Annotated in this window: 19 protein-coding genes and 1 riboswitch; of the genes, 7 read left to right on the top strand and 12 right to left on the bottom strand. The window is 48.4% G+C overall.

What is annotated here, in order from left to right:
* Window positions 1-51: 51 nt before the first annotated feature.
* Window positions 52-1,056, bottom strand: coding sequence for an amidase domain-containing protein (locus MKY92_RS03480; RefSeq protein ID WP_036614248.1), 1,005 nt, complete (start codon window positions 1,054-1,056; stop codon window positions 52-54).
* A gap of 377 nt (window positions 1,057-1,433) precedes the next feature.
* Between MKY92_RS03480 and acnA the strand changes: the two genes are divergently transcribed.
* Window positions 1,434-4,148: an aconitate hydratase AcnA gene (gene acnA / locus MKY92_RS03475; RefSeq protein ID WP_076216727.1), complete on the top strand. Its 2,715-nt coding sequence runs from the start codon at window positions 1,434-1,436 to the stop codon at window positions 4,146-4,148.
* 138 nt (window positions 4,149-4,286) lie between these two features.
* Here the strand turns inward: acnA and MKY92_RS03470 are convergent, their stop codons facing one another.
* From MKY92_RS03470 to MKY92_RS03450, 5 genes are all read right to left on the bottom strand, one after another.
* A complete protein-coding gene (locus MKY92_RS03470; RefSeq protein ID WP_339299168.1) occupies window positions 4,287-4,496 on the bottom strand; it encodes a hypothetical protein in 210 nt (69 codons plus the stop codon).
* Window positions 4,497-4,509: 13 nt separating this feature from the next.
* A complete protein-coding gene (locus MKY92_RS03465) occupies window positions 4,510-5,070 on the bottom strand; it encodes a VanZ family protein (protein WP_339299167.1) in 561 nt (186 codons plus the stop codon).
* A 28-nt stretch (window positions 5,071-5,098) separates the two neighbouring features.
* On the bottom strand, window positions 5,099-5,962 hold the full coding sequence (locus tag MKY92_RS03460; RefSeq protein ID WP_339299166.1) for a M15 family metallopeptidase: 864 nt from the start codon (window positions 5,960-5,962) through the stop codon (window positions 5,099-5,101).
* A 99-nt stretch (window positions 5,963-6,061) separates the two neighbouring features.
* On the bottom strand, window positions 6,062-7,150 hold the full coding sequence (locus MKY92_RS03455) for a HAMP domain-containing sensor histidine kinase (RefSeq protein ID WP_339299165.1): 1,089 nt from the start codon (window positions 7,148-7,150) through the stop codon (window positions 6,062-6,064).
* Entirely contained in the window at window positions 7,143-7,838 is a 696-nt protein-coding gene (locus tag MKY92_RS03450) for a response regulator transcription factor (protein WP_339299164.1), read from the bottom strand. The genes MKY92_RS03455 and MKY92_RS03450 overlap by 8 nt, the downstream gene beginning before the upstream one ends.
* An 84-nt stretch (window positions 7,839-7,922) precedes the next feature.
* Here MKY92_RS03450 and MKY92_RS03445 point away from each other — a divergent pair, with 84 nt between their 5' ends.
* The 4 genes from MKY92_RS03445 (at window position 7,923) to MKY92_RS03430 (ending at window position 11,261) form a co-directional block, all read left to right on the top strand.
* Window positions 7,923-8,873 (top strand): YafY family protein, encoded by a 951-nt coding sequence (locus MKY92_RS03445; protein ID WP_339299162.1) that lies wholly within the window; start codon window positions 7,923-7,925, stop codon window positions 8,871-8,873.
* Between the two features lie 73 nt (window positions 8,874-8,946).
* Window positions 8,947-9,765 (top strand): zinc ribbon domain-containing protein, encoded by an 819-nt coding sequence (locus MKY92_RS03440; protein ID WP_339299161.1) that lies wholly within the window; start codon window positions 8,947-8,949, stop codon window positions 9,763-9,765.
* Between the two features lie 466 nt (window positions 9,766-10,231).
* Entirely contained in the window at window positions 10,232-10,399 is a 168-nt protein-coding gene (locus tag MKY92_RS03435; RefSeq protein WP_221818684.1) for a hypothetical protein, read from the top strand.
* A gap of 175 nt (window positions 10,400-10,574) precedes the next feature.
* Window positions 10,575-11,261, top strand: coding sequence for a hypothetical protein (locus tag MKY92_RS03430; protein WP_339299159.1), 687 nt, complete (start codon window positions 10,575-10,577; stop codon window positions 11,259-11,261).
* 534 nt (window positions 11,262-11,795) lie between these two features.
* Here the strand turns inward: MKY92_RS03430 and thiC are convergent.
* Together thiC and MKY92_RS03420 are read right to left on the bottom strand one after the other, a co-directional pair.
* The gene (gene thiC / locus MKY92_RS03425) at window positions 11,796-13,613 is read right to left on the bottom strand and encodes a phosphomethylpyrimidine synthase ThiC (protein WP_339299158.1); all 1,818 of its coding nucleotides are present in this window, start codon (window positions 13,611-13,613) and stop codon (window positions 11,796-11,798) included.
* Between the two features lie 390 nt (window positions 13,614-14,003).
* Window positions 14,004-14,117: riboswitch (TPP riboswitch) on the bottom strand.
* A 148-nt stretch (window positions 14,118-14,265) separates the two neighbouring features.
* Window positions 14,266-15,009, bottom strand: coding sequence for an IclR family transcriptional regulator (locus tag MKY92_RS03420; protein WP_221818682.1), 744 nt, complete (start codon window positions 15,007-15,009; stop codon window positions 14,266-14,268).
* Between the two features lie 359 nt (window positions 15,010-15,368).
* Between MKY92_RS03420 and MKY92_RS03415 the strand changes: the two genes are divergently transcribed.
* Window positions 15,369-16,394 carry an alpha/beta hydrolase gene (locus MKY92_RS03415; protein WP_237178465.1) on the top strand — a complete coding sequence of 342 codons (1,026 nt, stop codon included), beginning with the start codon at window positions 15,369-15,371 and terminating at the stop codon, window positions 16,392-16,394.
* Window positions 16,395-16,545: 151 nt separating this feature from the next.
* Window positions 16,546-17,826 carry a Fe-Mn family superoxide dismutase gene (locus tag MKY92_RS03410; protein WP_339299156.1) on the top strand — a complete coding sequence of 427 codons (1,281 nt, stop codon included), beginning with the start codon at window positions 16,546-16,548 and terminating at the stop codon, window positions 17,824-17,826.
* 146 nt (window positions 17,827-17,972) lie between these two features.
* On the opposite strand, the gene MKY92_RS03405 is transcribed toward MKY92_RS03410, so the two are convergent.
* The 4 genes from MKY92_RS03405 to MKY92_RS03390 all read right to left on the bottom strand — a co-directional run bounded on the left by MKY92_RS03405 (window position 17,973) and on the right by MKY92_RS03390 (window position 20,266).
* Window positions 17,973-18,197, bottom strand: coding sequence for a hypothetical protein (locus MKY92_RS03405; RefSeq protein WP_036614132.1), 225 nt, complete (start codon window positions 18,195-18,197; stop codon window positions 17,973-17,975).
* 70 nt (window positions 18,198-18,267) lie between these two features.
* The gene (locus tag MKY92_RS03400) at window positions 18,268-19,122 is read right to left on the bottom strand and encodes a lipoate--protein ligase family protein (RefSeq protein WP_339299155.1); all 855 of its coding nucleotides are present in this window, start codon (window positions 19,120-19,122) and stop codon (window positions 18,268-18,270) included.
* 189 nt (window positions 19,123-19,311) lie between these two features.
* Complete coding sequence (gene folE, locus MKY92_RS03395; RefSeq protein ID WP_036668229.1) at window positions 19,312-19,905, bottom strand: GTP cyclohydrolase I FolE; 594 nt, start codon at window positions 19,903-19,905, stop codon at window positions 19,312-19,314.
* Between the two features lie 97 nt (window positions 19,906-20,002).
* Window positions 20,003-20,266 carry a YneF family protein gene (locus MKY92_RS03390; RefSeq protein WP_017690778.1) on the bottom strand — a complete coding sequence of 88 codons (264 nt, stop codon included), beginning with the start codon at window positions 20,264-20,266 and terminating at the stop codon, window positions 20,003-20,005.
* Window positions 20,267-20,428 lie beyond the last annotated feature (162 nt).

Genomic DNA, 20,428 nt, shown 5'->3' with positions numbered 1-20,428 from the left:
TTTACACGGAACTGGATGTCTGCGTCACCGCATCCCGAAAATCTTTCGTCATCAAAACTCATCTGCAATATGAAAAAGCCGGTATACCGTCCGCTCCGTCCAAGCGTAAGAATCCCGGTAATCCCAAAAGCGGTGACGGCTGCTAACCGTATGTGCGTTAACCAGCGGCATACCGCCCGCATCAAACGCGGTCACAACGGTGCTGTGCTGAAATCGTCCATCTCCATCCCAATCGTAGAGAATAACATCGCCGAGCATCAGCTGCTCAGGACGCTCCACTTCTGTCGCGGTCAGACCCCAGCTGCTGCCTGATAAATAACGCTCCAGACTGTTAGAAACTGCCCAACTGTAACTCCACATTTCGGAGCCGTTCACATACCCTTTATACCACCAGCCGGCTTCTCTTCTACCAGTATAGTGGATGGGTGCGCCCCCTGCAAAGAGACATTGGGACACGTAATTGGTACAATCCACATCAAATTCCTCAAATGCCGGATTCCCCGCATTCCACCACCGATCTGCATAGGCAACCGCCAGATCTCTGCGATATGACTGTTGACGTGAGCTTCTTCCTTGACCCAGCACTTCCCGATTCAACAGCGGCCGATTCATCGCCTGTACAAAATCAGCTTGTTGAAACGGACGTCCTTCCCCAGCAGGGCGACGCTCCGGCACTTCTCGCTCGACCCGTCCAATGATCCATCCACCACTCTGCCGCAGAAAGGTTAACCGCTCCCGCTCAATCCGGTCCTCCCGGTGGGTGATCCCGCTCTTCTCGTAGAACAGCCTGCTGTACAATTGTACATCCACCACCGCTTCTTCCTGTCCATCCATAAGCGTGCGCACAAGCTTGGCGCTGGTCTCGCTGCGAAGAGGCACGGCGCGCCGCTTACGATACCATTCGTCCAGCCTTGCCATACGCTCTCCCCGTTCCACCACGAAGTCAGGATCGGTAACAATCCGTTCGCTGGTCTGTGGACGGTAGTCGATCTCACAGCGATTGTACTGGTTCACGTAAGTATATAAGGCACTCTTCCATTCCCGTTCCAAGCCTATGTCCCCCTTTGGCATGAGTTCTGTCTGGAATATTTCATTGCATATATAAACTCCTACTATTCATATGAAAGGGTCTTCGGTTGTATGTACACGGCTCAGGAGGGAGATCCGAAATTCGGCAAATACAGGTACACGAGATATCTTATTCCTGCTCACTTCACGAAAACGCCTTCATCGGTCCAAAAGCTTGCTTGATCAGGCAAAAAGACCTTTACGTACGGAGGTGAAAACGGTATACTTAAAACTAAAGTTATGATTATGAAATTACGTTTCATCTGATGAAACTAACACACAAGAACACGGAACGATGAAGGCCTGTTCTTCACCTAAATGAACGTTTTCTTCATCTCACCGACACATCCCAAGGAGGTACATGTATGTCAGCAAAGAATCATTTCTCCGCAGCTCGCAGTCTTGAGGTTGGAGGCAAGTCTTACCGCTACTACAGTCTCGATGCTCTTCAGGAAAACGGCCACGGCGATCTTTCCAGGCTCCCTTTCTCCATTAAAGTGTTGCTTGAAGCAGCAATTCGTCAATTCGACGGACGTGCCATCACCGAAGAACACGTAAAACAACTGACCGGCTGGGCAGATGGCCGTGACAATAACAAGGAAATTCCATTCATCCCTGCACGTATTGTTCTGCAGGATTTCACCGGTGTACCGGTTGTCGTTGACCTCGCTGCAATGCGTGATACTGTAAAAAAAGCAGGCGGCGATCCAAAACAGATCAACCCGCTCGTACCTGTCGATCTCGTTATCGACCACTCCGTTATGGTTGATGCTTTTGGTACCAACGATGCACTTGATTACAATATCAAAGTCGAGTTTGAGCGTAATGAAGAGCGTTACCGCTTCTTGCGTTGGGCCCAAACGGCATTCAACAACTTCCGTGCCGTTCCACCATCCACAGGGATCGTTCACCAGGTTAACCTGGAGTATCTGGCTTCCGTGGCAGCAACAAAAACCGTTGACGGCGAAACTGTTGTTTTCCCAGATTCCCTCGTAGGTACAGACTCCCACACCACCATGATCAACGGACTTGGCGTTGTTGGTTGGGGTGTTGGTGGAATCGAGGCCGAAGCAGGCATGCTGGGCCAACCGCTTTATTTTGTAACACCGGACGTTATTGGTTTCAAACTGACAGGCAGCCTGAGTGAAGGCGCAACAGCAACGGATCTGGCACTGACCGTTACCCAATTGCTTCGTAAAAAAGGCGTTGTTGGTAAATTCGTTGAGTTCTACGGACCAGGTCTTGCCAACATCGGTCTGGCTGACCGTGCAACAGTAGCCAACATGGCACCAGAATATGGCGCAACGATCGGCTTCTTCCCTGTTGATAGTGAAACATTGAACTATCTGCGTAACACTGGCCGTCCTGACGAGCAGGTAGAATTGGTTGAAGCTTATTACAAAGCTCAAGGCATGTTCCGTACTTCCAGCACCGTTGATCCTGAATTCACAGATGTGATTGAACTGGATCTCGGCTCTGTTGTACCAAGTCTTGCCGGACCAAAACGTCCACAGGATCGCATCGAGCTGACACAAATGAAAGAAAGCTTCAACAGCATCATTCGCACACCTGTAGATAAAGGCGGCTACGGTCTGAGCGATGAGAAAATCGAGCAATCCGTACCTGTGAAGCATCCGGACGGTTCCAACAGTGAACTGAAGGCAGGCGCTGTTGTGATCGCGGCGATCACAAGTTGTACGAACACTTCGAATCCAAGTGTTATGGTTGGAGCGGGACTACTGGCGAAAAAAGCAGTTGAACGCGGCCTGACCAAACCAGGATATGTGAAAAGCAGTCTGACACCAGGTTCCCTTGTGGTTACCGAGTACCTGGAAAAAGCAGGTCTGATCACGTATCTCGACAAACTCGGATTCAACGTTGCGGGCTACGGTTGTGCAACATGTATCGGTAACTCCGGTCCACTGCCGGACGAAGTAAGCGAAGCTATTGCTGAGAACGATATGACCGTAGCGGCTGTATTGTCCGGTAACCGTAACTTCGAAGGCCGTGTACATGCACAGGTTAAAGCCAACTACCTGGCATCACCACCACTCGTTGTGGCATATGCACTTGCGGGTACCGTAAATATTGACTTTGAAACCGATCCAATCGGTTATGATACGAACAATGAGCCTGTATTCCTGAAAGACCTCTGGCCTACATCCGAGGAAATCAAGGATACCATCGCAAGTTCCCTGAACGCTCAGATGTTCCGCAACAAGTACGAGAATGTATTTACAGCCAATGAGCGTTGGAATTCAATTTCTGTACCGGAAGGCGAATTGTACGAGTGGGACCCGAACTCCACGTACATTCAGAACCCTCCATTCTTCCAAGAGCTTGGTGACAAGTTGAACGATATCGCAGATATCCGTTCTGCACGTGTTATGGCATTGCTTGCGGATTCCGTAACAACGGATCACATCTCGCCAGCAGGTAATATTGCACCTTCCAGCCCGGCTGGATTGTACCTGAAAGAACATGGCGTAGAGCGCAAAGACTTCAACTCCTACGGTTCACGCCGTGGTAACCATGAAGTCATGATGCGTGGTACATTTGCCAACATTCGTATTCGTAACCAGGTGGCTCCGGGCACCGAGGGCGGCATCACGAAGTACCTGCCAACGGACGAAGAAATGTCCATCTACGATGCTTCCATGAAGTATCAGGATGAAGGACAGAACCTGATCGTTATTGCTGGTAAAGAGTATGGTACAGGAAGCTCCCGTGACTGGGCGGCAAAAGGAACATTCTTGCTCGGCGTCAAAGCCGTTATCGCAGAAAGCTTCGAGCGGATTCACCGTAGTAACCTGGTCGGCATGGGCGTAATGCCATTGCAATTCCAGGAAGGTCACGGCTGGTCCAGTCTCGGCCTGAACGGACGTGAAACGTATGACATTACTGGCCTCAGCAATGATGTGAAGCCAGGACAAGAGTTGAAAGTTACCGTAACTCGTGAAGACGGTACACAGTTCGACTTCCCTGTTATCGCTCGTCTGGACAGCATGGTTGACGTGGATTACTACCATAACGGCGGTATCCTGCAAACTGTATTGCGTCAAATGATGAAAAAAGCTTAATGATATAAATCATTAATGTGATGAAGTTATACAAAAAAGCTCCCTGCCACGTGCAATCAGCACGTGGCGGGGAGCTTTTTGGCTTTGTTTTTTATAATCGGGATACGTTTAAAATCAATCTTCAAGGCCAATTACCTTTTAATGCCCAATGTGATGTGAGGCTTGATCTAACAGTTGAATCGTACCCATGATCAGAAACAGACATGACAGAGCAATTAACGAGCCGCCAACCCATCTCGACATGATCACTCGCTCCGCAATCTGTTTTTCCGAAGCATCCGTTACCTTGTGTGGATACAAGAGAAACATTAGCCCTGCGCTAATGAACAGTACAGCCATTATAATCAAGTTCTTCTCCTCCTTACACGTGACTTTCCTTAGAATTTAACTTTTTCGTCGTCACGCGGGATTTTCCTCCCGACAACACCTTTTTCAGACCCATAGCCATAGTGAAAACAATATATCCAATGAAGCCGCCTAGTGTATTAAGCATCAGATCATCCACATCAAATATGCCCATACCAGTCACTAACTGTGTCACTTCATAGCCCAGACTGAGCAGCAGAGACAGCAAGATTACCTTTACTCCAGAGAATAACTTGTTGCCCGTCAACACAGGGATGAAGATGCCCAGAGGGATAAAGGCCAGTATATTGCCTACCAGATGGATTGCGGTGCCCGGACGATGTAACGACAGACTGTTCCAGTCTCGTGAGATTTCCTGAAAAGGTATCAGGTTGACGGTTCGCGTATGGATCAGATCCGGTTGTTGCAAGAACGCCATCAGTCGAACCTTCACGATGCCAAAATCGACCGGGCTTCCTTTGAACAGGATCAGCTTAGTCAGCAGATATAAATAGATAATGAAAACGGCAATCCAAAGGATATAATGTTTGCTTTTCTTCTGGTTGTTGTGCTTCATGTTGTTTCGCCTCCCTTGTGTTGCCCTGTTATTTCTTTACGGTGACGATGACGCCATCCATGTTATCACCCGATATTTCAGTCTGGCCTTGCTCTGGTATGTAAACGGTTGTGTCTCGGATGGCTCGATAATAGCGGATGTGATACTCCTCTTCCTCTACTTCCACAGTAATGTTCTCTTTCTCTTTAAGCATATCGAGATACTCTTCCAGCACCAGATTATTCTTATACATGACAGCACTGTGCGGCAGCCCTACATATCGAAAGTGCCATGGTTCATACTGAATACCGGTGATGCGCACTTTATCCTTTGGGTAACGTAAAATAAATCCGTATTTCCATGCATTCTTCTCCAGCCATGCACCCTCTGGTGCTTCATTCATCGCAGCCAAGCTCGAGCCAATATCCAGCGATAAACCAAGATTGTGCTCACTGTGACCCGCAGGAAGTGCATAGTCTGAACCCTTTTCCTGATATAGCTCGTCCTGCTTCGTAAAGTCCCTGTACCCGCTGCTGACGAGAAAATATCTGACTCCCTCTTCGCCTGCTGCTTCCACCATCTTCTGAAACTCCTGCGCCACCTGCCGGGATAACATGATTTTCTGATCCATGATTCCATATCCACGAAGCAGCTCATCTTCATCCGCTATATATACAATATCGGATTTAACCCCTTCCGCGCCAATGGGGTATTGCTTATTAACCAGTAACAAGTTCCCCTTATGTACCTGATCCTGAATATTTCCCGTGACGGATACCGTATAACCTGCGGGATTTTCACGCGTATTCTGAATCTCGATGGGCAATTCATCCTTCTGCTGAATCCATCCCGGTGATTGCGTAACGATATATCCGATCAAAACGATACATATCAAAAAGCCCCACTTTTTCATACTTGTTCCTCCTTTTACCTCATACATCAAGGATAGACAACACAAGTTAAAGAAAAAGCAGGGCAATTTTAAAGTTTTTCTTAAATTTGACGTTAGACCTCATTGAAATACGGGCAAACGAACTTCAAATTGCGTCCGTACCACATCGCTCTGGGCCGAGATTGTACCGTCATGCTGTTCCACTATATTGCGTGCAATAAATAGGCCGAGGCCTGTCCCCCCCTCCTGGGGGGTCCGAGCGCGATCTCCGGTGTAATACATATCGAAGATATGCGGCAATTCCTCTGCGCGAATATGTCCACCATAGTTAACCACCTGAATGATAACCTGTTCTGCATCCTGATATCCATTAATATCTACGTACATGCCATCCTTGCCATGCCGTGCAGCGTTAATTAGCAGATTCTCGAACACACGAGCCAGCAGCTCGCCATCACCGGAGACCGTAAGGTCAGTGTCTATTTTTAGACGGGCGACTAGTTGGTTCTTTTCAAATACAGGATAGAGCTCTTCGTTCATCTGCTTCAGCAGTTCGCTAAGATCCAGCCGTGTCTTGTTTATAGGCAGCATGCCATAATTCATGCGGGTAATTTCGAACAAATCATCAATCAGCTTCTCCAGACGCTGTGATTTGGTGAATGCAATCGACGTAAAGTGCCGTACCTGCTCCTCCGTTAGCTGATCATCCTTCATGAGCAGATCCAAATATCCAAGCACAGACGTCAGCGGTGTTCGCAGGTCATGCGCCAGATTGACAACAAGCTGGTCCTTACTATTTTCAGCAAAATCCCCTCGTTCCACCGCTTCCCTTAACTTCTCACTTGCCAGGTTCACATCCTCTGCAATCGTACCTAACTCGTCTTTCGAGGAGATCTGCACACGATGCTGAAAGTCGCCATTGGCCAAATGTCGGATTCCTGTAGAAATGTCCTTGAAATACGTCGCGTAAGGCTTGGTAAACCAGAAGAAAAACAGAATGGCCAGTGGGATAAATAAAATCAGGAAGAAATAAATATCTCCGATACTTTTCATAAAATGACGATATTCAGCGAGCTGATCTTCTGCACGGACACCCGAATAATAGGCTTGCATAAGCTTATAAATCCCATAGGTGATTGCGCCAGAGGCAAGCATGCTTAACCCTAACAACATAATCATGGTTGTGCGAAAACTTCTTCGTTTAGTCATTAAACGTGTACCCCACACCCCAGATCGTTTTGATAAACTTGTTCTTGTTCACATCTTCCCCCAGCTTTTTGCGCAGGGTCCTAATATGGACCATCACGGTATTCCCACTCTCGTAATAGGCTTCTCCCCACACCTGTTCAAAAATGCTTTCTGCACTGAACACCTGCTTGGGGTGGCTCGCGAGCAGATACAAAATGTCGAACTCCTTCGGTGTTAGTTCCACTGGTTTGCCGTAGAGTGTAACGCGATGTTGATCTGGCGTGATGATGAGCCCACCCTTCTCCAGAATGGACCTCTGAACAGGCACAGACTGGCTGAATTGCAGAGAACGACGCAACTGGGAGTTAACCCGGGCAACAAGCTCCATCGGATTGAACGGTTTGGTCATATAATCGTCCGCGCCCATCACAAGTCCCGTAATTTTGTCCATATCTGACGTTTTGGCACTCAGGAAAATGATCGGTAAATGATGCTGCTCCCGAATTTTGCGGGTCACCTCATACCCATCCATGCCAGGCATCATAATGTCCAGAATCGCCAAATCTATCGCTTGGGTCTGAACAGCTTGAACCGCCGCCTTCCCGTCAAAGGCCTTGATGATGTGATATCCTTCTTTTTGTAAATGTAAAGCAACCAGATCAGCGATCTCAACTTCATCGTCTGCGATCAGAATCGTAATTCGCTTCATTGCTTATTCCACTCCTATGTGTGATGCTGGGCATTATAACATATTTGAATCCAACAGATAAACCAATGAAAGGAATCCATACATATGAAACTGGAGCGTTTGTTAGCCATCGTAGTGCTGCTAATCAATCGTGGACGGGTACAAGCCAAAGACTTGGCAGATATGTTCGAAGTATCGATCCGGACCATCTACCGAGACATCGATACATTGGGTCAAGCAGGTATCCCAGTGGTGACGTATCAGGGAGCAAGCGGCGGGATTGGTCTGGCAGAGGGTTACCGTCTGGATCGAAACGTATTAACAGACAAGGACCTCGCTTCCATCGTCACTGCACTGCGCAGTGTATCCACTTCCCATGCCAATGCGGCGCGTGAGCTTCTGGTCGAAAAACTCAGCAGTATCGTACCTGAATCCAAAAATGATGATTTTCAGGCCAATACCAATCGATTCATCGTGGATTATTCAACCTGGACGCATCCCGAAGCGCTGAAAATCAAGCTTGAACTTATCGAACAGGGTATGGATCAATTACGACCCGTAACCTTTACCTACTGCAGTGCGGAAGGTATCCAGACTCACCGAACTGCCGACCCTCATACCATCGTACTCAAGAAACATTCCTGGTATCTGTATGCTTTTTGCCACGAGCGGAATCAATTTCGCATGTTCAAGCTTGTGCGTATGCAAGATGTCACGCTTGCTAATGAGCACTTCAAGCGTAAAGTCATCAACCCACAGGACAGACCCTGGCAACAGGAATGGAGCCATCCGGACAATCAAGCTAGGTTAACCTTGAAATTCCATGCTCGCGTCCGTCATATTGCGGAAGAATGGTTTGGGATCGAGAACGTCATGCCTGATGGGACTGGGTATTATATTAGCCAAGTTGCTTTTCCCGAGGATAACTGGTTATATGGGTTCATTCTGGGCTTCGGCGCGGACATTGAAGTATTGGAACCGCAGCATATTCGAGACGAGATCTGCCGCATCGCGGAGCAAATTGTACAAAATTATATCCCCCCGACTCAAACCTGACAGACAGCTGTCCAGTTCCTCCCCGTATACTTCAGATATATTCAATGTGTACATATACAAGGAGGAACCAATCATGAACGTTACTGTATGTCAAAGCTGCGGCATGCCGCTCACAGCACCTGCCCACTTCGGAACGGAAGCAGATGGAAGCACAACCCGTGAGTACTGTATTTATTGTTACAAAGAGGGTAAGTTCGAGCAGCCCGGTATTTCACTCGAAGGCATGACGGAGATGTGCACTGCCATTCTGAAGGACGAGGGCATGGATGAGGAATCCGCTCGTTCGATGCTGCGTAACCAGCTTCCTTTTTTGAAGCGTTGGCGCACGAATACAACGGATCAACATGCAGAATCTCTCGCTGAAAACTCTACTGCTTCTGCTAATCCTGGTCAGGCAACAACAGATCATTCGTTCTCTGCCCAGCCCGTTCGTTATGTCACGCTCCCAGGCAAACGTCTTGCCGGCGTATCCGCCCGCACAACCAACGCCATTGAGATCAGTGGCAAAGGCTGTATTCAGGGACTCTGGAACAATTATTTTGCCTCAGAGCACCTCCCTGCACCTGAAGTTGTTCGCTATGGCTGTTACACGGATTACACCGATGGCATAACCGGAGAATACACCATACTGGTAGGGCATGAGGTCAGTCCGAACGAATCATTGCCTGAAGGATTGGATGACATTCTACTCCCTCCTGCAACTTACGCCGTATTCACTTCCAGAAAAGGACCGATGGCAGAGGTTGTTGGCGAAGCTTGGGGAGCCGTGTGGGCATGGGACAAACAAAGCGATCGTACGTTCACCGGGGATTTTGAATTGTATGATGAACGCAGCCTGAATCCCGAAAGTGTACAAGTAGATATATACATCGCTGTTCATCAAAATAGATAAAACCAACACAATGCCACCTCAGACAGGATCAAAGTTTCCTCGCATCCTTCTTCATATTACGCAAGCTGCCGGGTTCGCTCGGCAGTTTTTTGTTATATCCGGAACTACGTAACCACCTAAACAACCCGACCATGGTACCAAGTTAGTTAGCATGCTTTGCATCATTTAACCAGATAATATGCCTCATATGTCGGTACCATTGACTTCCTTAGAATTGGGACTATTCACATAACAACCGATTCGATCCTCCCATATCAAACCTCTCATATCAGGTTCTTTACTCCTGAATTTCCCTAAAACCGTTTACATCTCCTTAAAACCGGGTAAAATCACTACAATCCAATTGGATTTATATTCTAAAGTCATTTATTTCGTCTAACAAGTCATATGTACCTATATGTGCACCTGGCAACATAACCAGTCGAAATACATAATTTTAAAAAAATGCATTAAAGGAGGAACCAAGATGATCCGCATGCCTATTCAGCAAATGATCCCGTACCACCACCAATATCCGCGCAACACGGCGACCACTGCTCCTAAAAAGGAGAATGAGAACACTCAAGGTCTATCCTTTCATGAAATTCTGCAGCAAAAAATGGCGAAGAAGAGCGCTTCTCCTTCCCTTCGATAAAATGGACACCAGAACCAATTAGTACGGTTATCAACCGTCTTTCCGCAGTTTGGCGGAAGGGCGGTTATTGGCGTTGAGTAACAAACAACTGTACAGTCCTCAGGTGTGTTTCTATAATGGTTTAAATATCTACAAGATCCATGACATATACGAACTGTAAAAGGGGACTTAGCACATGATCACCATTGGTTGTTTTCACGCTCATTATTCCAACATCGCCTTAATCGAAGAAACGCTTGCTCCTTATGAAGTTGAATTGGTCCATTACGTCGATCCAGGTCTGGATCGTCTTAAACATGACGCTGACTTTAACGAGGTCGTCATTCACGAGAAAGTAGCCCAGACGCTCCAATGGATCGCCGAATGTCATGCCGATGCCATTCTGGTCACGTGTACCCTCTTTGCGACAGTACTGGAGCAGGAAGCGACACAGGTCCCTGTGCCTGTGATCGGCATAGATGATCCGTTATTGCAGGAGATACGGCGAGTACCAGGAGATTACATAATCGCATTCACCAACCCGGCAACGATTGAAGGAACGATGGCACGGGTGAATCAGGCATTACAGCAAGAGGATGAGAATGTGCAACTACACGTTGCCAAGACATCTCAGACAGATGCCGTGTGCATCCCTGGGACATTTGAGTTGATTATGCGTGGAGATCAGCAAGGGTATCTCGAAGCGGTACGTGAAGGCTTACAGCAGATTGCTAAGCGGCATCCGGGTAAAACGGTAGTGGCAGCCCAACTCTCTATGGCTCCAGCAGCTGCACAGGTTACAATAGATCGCGGTATTCCGATCCATAGTCCGTTGGCATTGCTTGCGGCATATTTGGAGAAGAATTTGGGTGTGGCTCGATAGTAGTAGCGGATTTGAAGTGAAATATTACAATCACTAAAAACATGTGAAAACTACTATATTGACTTCTTTTGCAAAATAAAAATGCTCTCGAACAAGAGCATTTCAAATGGTATAATCACTTTGTACAGCCAATTTGTGGTGGGAAATAGGTTTGCCTCCAGTGGGAGGTGATCCTATGAACTTCTCTTTTAACGACGTAATCGTGTTCGCGATGTTAATTATTGCGCTCCTGACATACATCGATCGTAAAAAGAAGTGACCCGCCACAGGTTGACGGCCTGACGGGTCACTTCATCTGAACTTGCTGCACTCGGAGGAATACCCACCGCAAATGCTGTGCAGGAGTAGCCATTGGCCTGGCTACTCTTATTGGTGTTTACCTACATTCATTTTATTAAACATCTGCTAGACAATCAACCATAATGCTGATAAAAAGTATCAGGAAGCTGATCAATAAGATGAAAAAGACGACATGATAGCAGTATTCTCACCTGCAAATGATGTCAGACTGCCCAGCTTGCGCTGTATCGGCGCCTAGGAACGTGTCCGATATTCCTCGGCCTTTTCCTGCATCCCGGCAGCTACAGCCTCATTCTCGGACAATCCTTTATCCGCGGCAAAGGCCCGAATGTCCTGCGTGATGCGCATGCTACAGAACTTCGGTCCGCACATCGAGCAGAAATGAGCTTCTTTGGCCCCTTCTGCTGGCAGCGTCTCATCATGGTAGGACAGCGCACGTTCAGGGTCCAGTGACAGGTTAAACTGGTCACGCCAACGGAACTCGAAACGTGCCTTGGACAATGCATCATCGCGGCGTTGAGCACGCGGATGGCCTTTCGCCAGATCGGCAGCGTGGGCCGCGATCTTGTAGGCGATGACGCCTTCCCGCACATCATCCTTGTTGGGCAGGCCCAAATGTTCTTTTGGCGTAACATAACAGAGCATGGACGTGCCGAACCAGCCAATCATGGCCGCACCAATGGCGGATGTGATGTGATCGTATCCCGGGGCAATGTCGGTCGTCAGCGGCCCCAGCGTATAGAACGGTGCCTCTTTACATATCTCCATCTGCATATCCACATTCTCCTTGATCTTGTGCATCGGCACATGCCCCGGACCTTCGATCATCACCTGCACATCATGCTTCCACGCAATCTGCGTCAGTTCCCCCAGCGTAGCCAGTTCCGCCATCTGAGCTTCGTCATTGGCATCGTAGATACTACCTGGACGGAGTCCATCTCCCAGCGAAAACGCCACATCATACCTTTTCATAATCTCGCAGATTTCTTCAAAATGAGTGTACAAAAAATTCTCCTGATGATGCGCAAGGCACCATGCTGCCATAATGGACCCACCGCGAGACACAATGCCTGTCATCCGCTTGGCCGTCATCGGGATATAACGCAGCAGTACACCTGCATGAATCGTAAAGTAGTCCACACCCTGCTCTGCCTGCTCAATGAGTGTGTCACGGTATAACTCCCAGGTCAGCGCTTCCGCTTCGCCATTCACCTTCTCCAGCGCCTGATACAGCGGCACCGTACCAATCGGCACAGGTGAATTGCGGATAATCCATTCCCGGGTGGTATGAATGTTTTTGCCTGTGGACAGATCCATTACGGTATCCGATCCCCAGCGTACCGCCCAGGTCATCTTCTCAACCTCTTCCTCGATGGAAGAAGATACAGCAGAGTTGCCAATGTTGGCATTGATCTTCACATGAAAATGGCGACCGATCAACATCGGCTCACTCTCCGGGTGATTGATGTTAGACGGCAGGATGGCCCGTCCACTCGCCAGCTCCTGCCTTACAAATTCCGGCTCCACACCTTCACGAATGGCAGCGAATTCCATCTCTGCCGTAATGACTCCCTGTCTCGCGTAGTGCATCTGGGTCACACAGCGTCCTGGCTGTGCCCGCAAGGGTTTGCCACGTAATCCGGGATACTCTTCGGCACCGGCTCTCTTCCCTCCGGGCTTCAGTCCGTTATCCTCCGGTTTAACCGTACGGCCCTGGTAAGCCTCGACATCGCCACGCTCTGTGATCCAGAGGGTACGCAGGGCTGGCAGACCTGCACGGATATCGGCGTGAAATCCGGGATCGGTCATAGGGCCGCTCGTATCGTAGACACGCAGCGGTTCGTTATGCTCCACCCCTTGGGGAGTATTCGTGTCATGAAGGGCTATCTCACGTTCCGGTACTGCAATGTCCGGCCGTGAGCCCTGAATGTAGACTTTGCGGCTGCCCGGAAAGGGCTGAACCCGTCCGGCCGCGCTTGTTTCCTTTTCCACCTGCTGACCGTTATGTTGCTGTTCCATCGCTTGTTGTCCCGTTTGATTTTCTGTACTCATGTCACTTGTCTCCTCCTCATTGTTCGTTCGCTTGTTTTTGGGTTGGCATCATCATTAGCTCGCTTACGTACCTGTCCCAAATCATGCGCAATGCAGAGAAGAAAGAGCGATCCTACACCAGACCAGGGGAGACATTATTTATGTACAGTTCACAACAGACCGAAGGCTGCCGCAGATCATGGATCTATGGTGACTTCCCTCCTCATCCAAGCCCACTTTCGCAGGTTATTGAAAAAGAAGCCCATAGAATCCTCGCTATATCGCCTGTTCACTGTATATAAAAAAGCCGGTCCCCGAAGGAACCGACTTTTAATGTCCATCACCAATAATGCACCTTTATGCAGCTCCTTAACGGAGCCCTACAAGGGTCACATCATGTGGTGGTTGTGGTCATATCGCCGATTACTTCCCTACGCTGGTATGATCCAGATCAGGTGCAAAGGGTCCGGAATCTCATGCGATTCCGTCTCAGTCCGGACAATTCGGACTCCCCCAGTAACGTTAACAAGTTGCGGCATACACATGCCGCAGTTCATATTCAATGAAGCTGGCCCCGATGGGCCGTCCATTACAGAGTAGCGCAACCGGAACATAAAAACAACCTTTATATTCCAGATTACTAACTTAATTGGTGACAGACCTTACATCGACATCAGGATAACATGAGCCCCATCTGCGTAGCAGCTTCCTTTAGCACAGGTGCGTATTCGTGCAAAGTCTCTTGCGAGAGTCGACTGACAGGCCCTGAGACCGAGAGGGCAGCTGCAATATTGCCTCTGCGATCCATAATCGGTACCGATACCGCGGCAGCTCCCGGCTCACGTTCCTCATAACTCGTCGCATATCCGTTATCCCGAATGTCTACCATTTGCGCCAAATACACCGCTGGATCGATAAATACCGGCCATTCAGGACCATTCATCAATTCTTCACGATCCTCGTCCGTGGCAAACGCCATCAAAACTTTGCTGGAAGCGCCCACAGACAGCGGGAGTCTAACACCAACGGGAGCAACTCGGCGAATCGCCTGATCACTTTGCACAGCCTGAATCCGAATCCGTTCACTGCCATCACGCAGGTACAGACTCACGGTCTCCCCCAATCGATCCCTCAGTCGCTCCATCGCAGGCAGCAGCAGAATAGCGGGATCATCACTGCGGGACATATGAGCTGACAGCTCCCAGATTCGGATGCCAAGGCGGTACTTCTCTGTTGCTGCATCGCGGATTACGAACCCTCGATCCTCCAGCGTAGCCATCAAACGGTGCACTGTACTTTTGTGCAGGCCGATCTGGCTGGCGATTTCGGTGAGTCCCAGATCACTTCGTGTGGTAAAACATAATAATATATCCAGCGCCCGTTCCACAGCCCGGACGGTTAACTTGCGATCTTCCATGGCATAATGCCCTCCTCATGTTTCATCACATGAAACTTGGTTACATAAATTATATGAGAAACGGTCTCATCTGTAAACCAAAAAGAGCCAAAATCGAAATAAGCCAACATGTAAATTTTTCCTTTTTATAAGACTTAATCCCCTGTAATTTACACACTAAGGTAATGTTACCCATATATCTTAAGAACTATATAACAATTGCGTAACAAATGCCCTCAATCAATTGACTTTGACTATACGGGAACATACGATAAAGATATATTACATTAAGATATCGCTCTGAAGCAGGCTCTGAAATCGACGCAATTCTCTTTTCATGTCGTTGTTATCTTCAACTGAACTTCAAAGGAGGGGCATTCATGTATCCAACATCCCAGAGCGAAGCCCCGCTGCAAACAAAAGTGTCCGATCTGCCCTCTTCCCTATCACCGAGGCTGATTCGGTTCAAACATATTATCGTAGCGTTGCTGCTCTCCGTTGTATTTTTTCTACTGTTTTGTTTTATTGCACTGCATGGTTACATCGCATGGGTATTATCCAATCCAACGGTAGCACCGGTCTTCTCCAATCCAATGCAGGCCAAGAACATGAAGTACGAAGACATCACGTTCCCGGCAGCAGATGGCAGCCGGACGATGCAGGGATGGTATATACCTGCTGACAATGCTGCAAGCAAAACGATTATTTTTAGTCACGGCTATGGTGCCAATCGTGAAGAAACATGGGTACCCATGTATGACCTGGCACACTATGCCCATCAACTTGGGTTCAACGTGGTCATGTTCGATTATGGCTTCGCCTCACAGGTGAACAAAGCCGTAGCCACAGGTGGCAAAGCTGAGTCACAGCAATTGCTGGGTGCCATCCAGTTCGCCAAGCAGCGAGGTGCGCAGGAACTGGTTGTCTGGGGTTTCTCCATGGGTGCCGGTACGGCGCTTCAAACCGGACTGATTACCCAGGAAGTGGATGCGATGATTCTTGACAGTACGTTCCTGCTTGAGCCTGATACGCTGTACCACAACATTCATAACCAGATCGATCTCCCGCGTCAGCCTACACTCGAGATCATGAATCTGTTATTCCCTGTTCTGAATGGTACCGGATTACAACAGATTCCATACCAGGAAGTGAAAAAGGAAGATTATCCGTTCCCGATTTTCTTCATCCATGGCACAGAGGACGAGAAGGCGCCTTATCCAATTGCGGAGCAACTCGCCGCCAACCAGACCAATCCATACTCCGATGAATGGATTGTCCAGGATGCGCATCATGAGTTGATCTTCCGGGAGCATCCAAAGGAATATCTGCGCCGTGTCTCAACTTTCCTGAGTCATGTAACGAAAACAAGCAGTGACGATGTGCAAAACACAAATAGTGGAGAATAACCAAATTCCAATCATTCGAATTTTTTTCCAGAGCCCTCAGGGCTCTTTTTTTGCACTCATAGGACAACAAGCTCGCGGAATATACTCTTGGGACGCATGAACAGACGGTCTGCATGTAATGAATTCCATCTGAAGGAGGTTCAAAATAAAGATGAACTGGTATGGATATGGTCACCTGCTGCCTCTGCGGACATTGGAGGAAATCCGTTTCTGGAAAGAGCAGGAGAAAGAACATACACTCGTCATTCGTGCCCTGGTTCCTGATCTGGAGCCCCCATACGTCAAGCTACTGGAGGAATGGGAGGTTACCTTTGCAAACAGTGAGCGAGTAGCCAATCAGCTTTTAAAACAACTATTGCCTGGAACCCATCCGCCTGCTCCCTACATGGTTCGTTGTATCGATCAACTTGTGTTGGCAGCTCGGCAGCAATCGAGAGAGTTCATCAAACAGCTATACGTTCTTTTGGAGCAAAGTGCTGCTGTGCAAGCTGTTCCGCTTGCCAAAGTACTCATTCTGCATTTTATCCGCGAGTCGGAGTATTTCCTGGGCGTATTGGATACGCTTGGCCAACCTGTCATCTTGCACGAAACGGATTCGGAGCCATCACTTTTTCTGGAAAATGCGCTGCATACGTCAGGGCCAGGAAGCATCCATCGCCAAGCTTCAGAAGCTCCAACTTCTCCAGAGGGGAATGTAAATGCGCCTGCCGCATCAGCTCAGATCCAATCCGCAACCGTTCAACCGCCTTCTACCGGAACAACACAAGCCACACCCAGCTCTACAGCACCTCCTGTAAAAGAAAAGCCAGTTCCCATTGGAGGACACACACTGCCTCCCCTTCCCTATGCGTACAATGCGCTGGAGCCACATATTGATGAGCTGACGATGCGTATCCATCATGACAAACACCATCAATCTTATGTGGACGGACTAAATGTAGCAGAGAAGAAGCTGGCGGAATCGCGAAAAAAGAATAACTTTGAACTCATCAAACATTGGGAACGTGAACTCGCCTTCAACGGGGCAGGCCACTACCTGCATACGATCTTCTGGACAACTATGAATCCTGCTGGCGGCGGCAAACCTTCCGGTATGCTGGCAGAGCAGATCAAGCGGGATTTCGGAAGTTATGAAGCGTTTAAGAATCAATTCACGGAAGCTGCGAACAAGGTGGAGGGCAGTGGCTGGGCGATGCTTGTCTGGAGCCCGAGAGCACATCGTTTGGAGATTTTGCAGGCGGAAAAACACCAGAACCTGTCCCAGTCCGATATCGTCCCTCTCCTGCCCCTGGATGTGTGGGAACATGCCTACTATCTGAAACATCAGAATGAACGCAAGAAATATATCGAGGATTGGTGGAACGTTGTCTACTGGCCCGCTGTGGCTGAGCGTTACGAAACGGCACGCAAGTTGTTGTGGCCGCCTTATTAAACTTGGGGTTAGATGGTTTAGAGAAAAAAGAGATATCTCCAGCCGAATGACTGAAAGATATCTCTTTTGGTGTATACAAAAAAGCAAGCCTCCTGTAAAAGAGACTTGCTTGTATTTTGAGAGACTTCCTATTTCTAAGTGTTCACTTAAGAAGCGCAGCCCTCGCACGCCACATAGTTGTCGCCAACCTGTTTGCTAATGGAGATCAGATCGCCCAGCTTGATATCAGACTCATCTGTAAACTCCAGATCGGCTATACGTGCAACGATCAGTGCAGCAGCCTCTTCCTTGCTTGTTGCCATTTGGCTGAACTCGGATTTTTCGCCTGTTGATACAACCTCATATAAATACGTATATCTCAATGTGTCCATCCTAACACTCTCCTTCCGAAATCACATCATATCATCTCTATTAACCAATTCCAAGCCCTAGTAAAAAGTGTTAATCGTAGCGCAGCTTCATCTGCTCAGCTGTCAGGCGTATTTCTTCAGAGCCAACGCTAAGCACCCTGCTGGTCTCCGCCTGTGGATAGCGATCGCGCAGTGTTCGAACCAAAGCCGCCGTATATGCCGCCGCTGAAGGTACACCTGCCAATTCTTTCAGACTTGCCATCGTGCCAGGCTGAACATCGGGATATCCTTCACTCGCCCCACCTGCTGCATGCTGATAGAATTGTCGCACATCTGCTGCCAATTGATCACCCTGACCGTCCACGATGATAAAAGCAGTAATAATATACGCCTTTGCCTGTCTGCGCTGGGCAATACCACAGAATTTCAATCCACCTACACTGACATCATAATCTCCCGGGCAAAAAGCACCCTGAACCTCACCAGTTTGCGCCTGACTCGACCACGGCGTTAGCGACTCGGCAATAATGGAAGCCATTTCCCGGAAATCATCATGAATATTGATGGCATGTCCGGGATTAGGCAGAATCAGTGACACATTAACTACCCCTGGGTTCAAGGGTACTGCCGCTCCACCGGAAGGCCGAACACAGACCGCTGTCCCTTGGCTTCTAATCTGTTCCATCGCTTCTACAGCCTGTGGCAACCTGCGGTCACGCAGACCTGCTACAAAGGCATCTGGGTGTCTCCATATATGTGCAACAGGTAGATGCCCTGCCTCAACCCGCCTGCACATAACTTCTTCCCAAGCAAAAGCTTCGAGTACACTACTACCTTGTCGCATGAGTGGTGTCTCCCAGATTTGCAGACGCAATGAAGCCTGTTGATCTGCCTGTAGTCCCTTTTCCGGCTGAACCGGTTGATCTGAATGGGAAGGTACACTCATCGTTCCATTACCTCCGGCTTAACGAATTCATATGTATCCAGTATATAGGAATGACAACGCATATATAAATAAGCCGGTTCCCAGGGAACACGGCTTATTTATATCACATCCTATGGCTTAGAAACTGCTGCTTCCAAAACCAAAGGAACTTACACATCCGGCTTGTCCAACGAGTGGACATACCTGATCTTAATCTTTTACCAAAGACAAGAACTCCGCACGTTGTGCCGGATTCTCACGGAAAGAACCACGTACAGCAGACGTTACCGTCTTGCTTCCCGGTTTCTTCACGCCGCGGGAACACATGCACAAGTGCTCGCCTTCCACAACGACCATAACTCCATGAGGTTCAACGGCCTCTGTCAGAATGTCAGCGATCTGTGACGTAATACGTTCCTGAACTTGCAGGCGACGTGTTACGGCTTCCACCAGACGAGCCATTTTGCTCAGACCAACGATCTTGCCGCTTGGTACATATCCAATGTGCACCTTGCCGAAGAACGGCGCCATATGATGCTCACATTGACTGTAGTAGACAATATCCTTGACGATAACCAGTTCTTCGTGATTCTCGTCAAACGTGACACCGAGCACATCGCGCGGGTCTACTTCATATCCACCAAAAATTTCTTCATACATTCGGGTCACACGTGCAGGCGTTTCAAGCAGCCCCTCACGTGTACTATCTTCTCCGATCAATTTCAGGATCTGCTCTACATGATACTCGATCTTTTCCCGATTGTCGGATACTTTTGAATTCAAATAATCTTTAACGCCAGCCACTGCCAAACGCCTCCTTTCGAACCACTACTGTAAGAGGTTGTTCAAAAGTACAACCCAACTTTTTGAACACGCACTTTTAAGCAGTTATTCCCTGCTATTATTTTCGGCGGCCCGAACTTTTACGCGCAGGATGCTGTTGCGGCTGAGGCATTTTTGCTCCTGGCTGCTGATTCTTCATCATCTGCTGGGCACGCTGCATTTGCTTGCCATTCAGGTTGTAGCCCATTTGCTTCGCCATTTTCTGAAGCATGTCCGGATTGCTTTGCATTTTCTCAAGTTGTTTACGCAAGTAGAACACCCCGATGAAAAATCCCCCGACCAGACCAACAATCAATGTAATAATCGGTATAACAATATCCATCTCTTAGACACCTCTGTATGCATTCTAAAAAGCCTGATAATCCGTGTCACTTCATGTTGTTCCACACATATGTTGCAAGCCTGACACAGACCGGATTTCCTGAAAGTATCATAGCATTTCCGCACGCCTTGAGCAAACGGATTTTCCAGTTGAACCGCACAC

The organism is Paenibacillus sp. FSL R5-0623 (assembly GCF_037974265.1).
Taxonomy (GTDB): domain Bacteria; phylum Bacillota; class Bacilli; order Paenibacillales; family Paenibacillaceae; genus Paenibacillus.
This window is presented reverse-complemented; position numbering and strand designations above follow the sequence as displayed.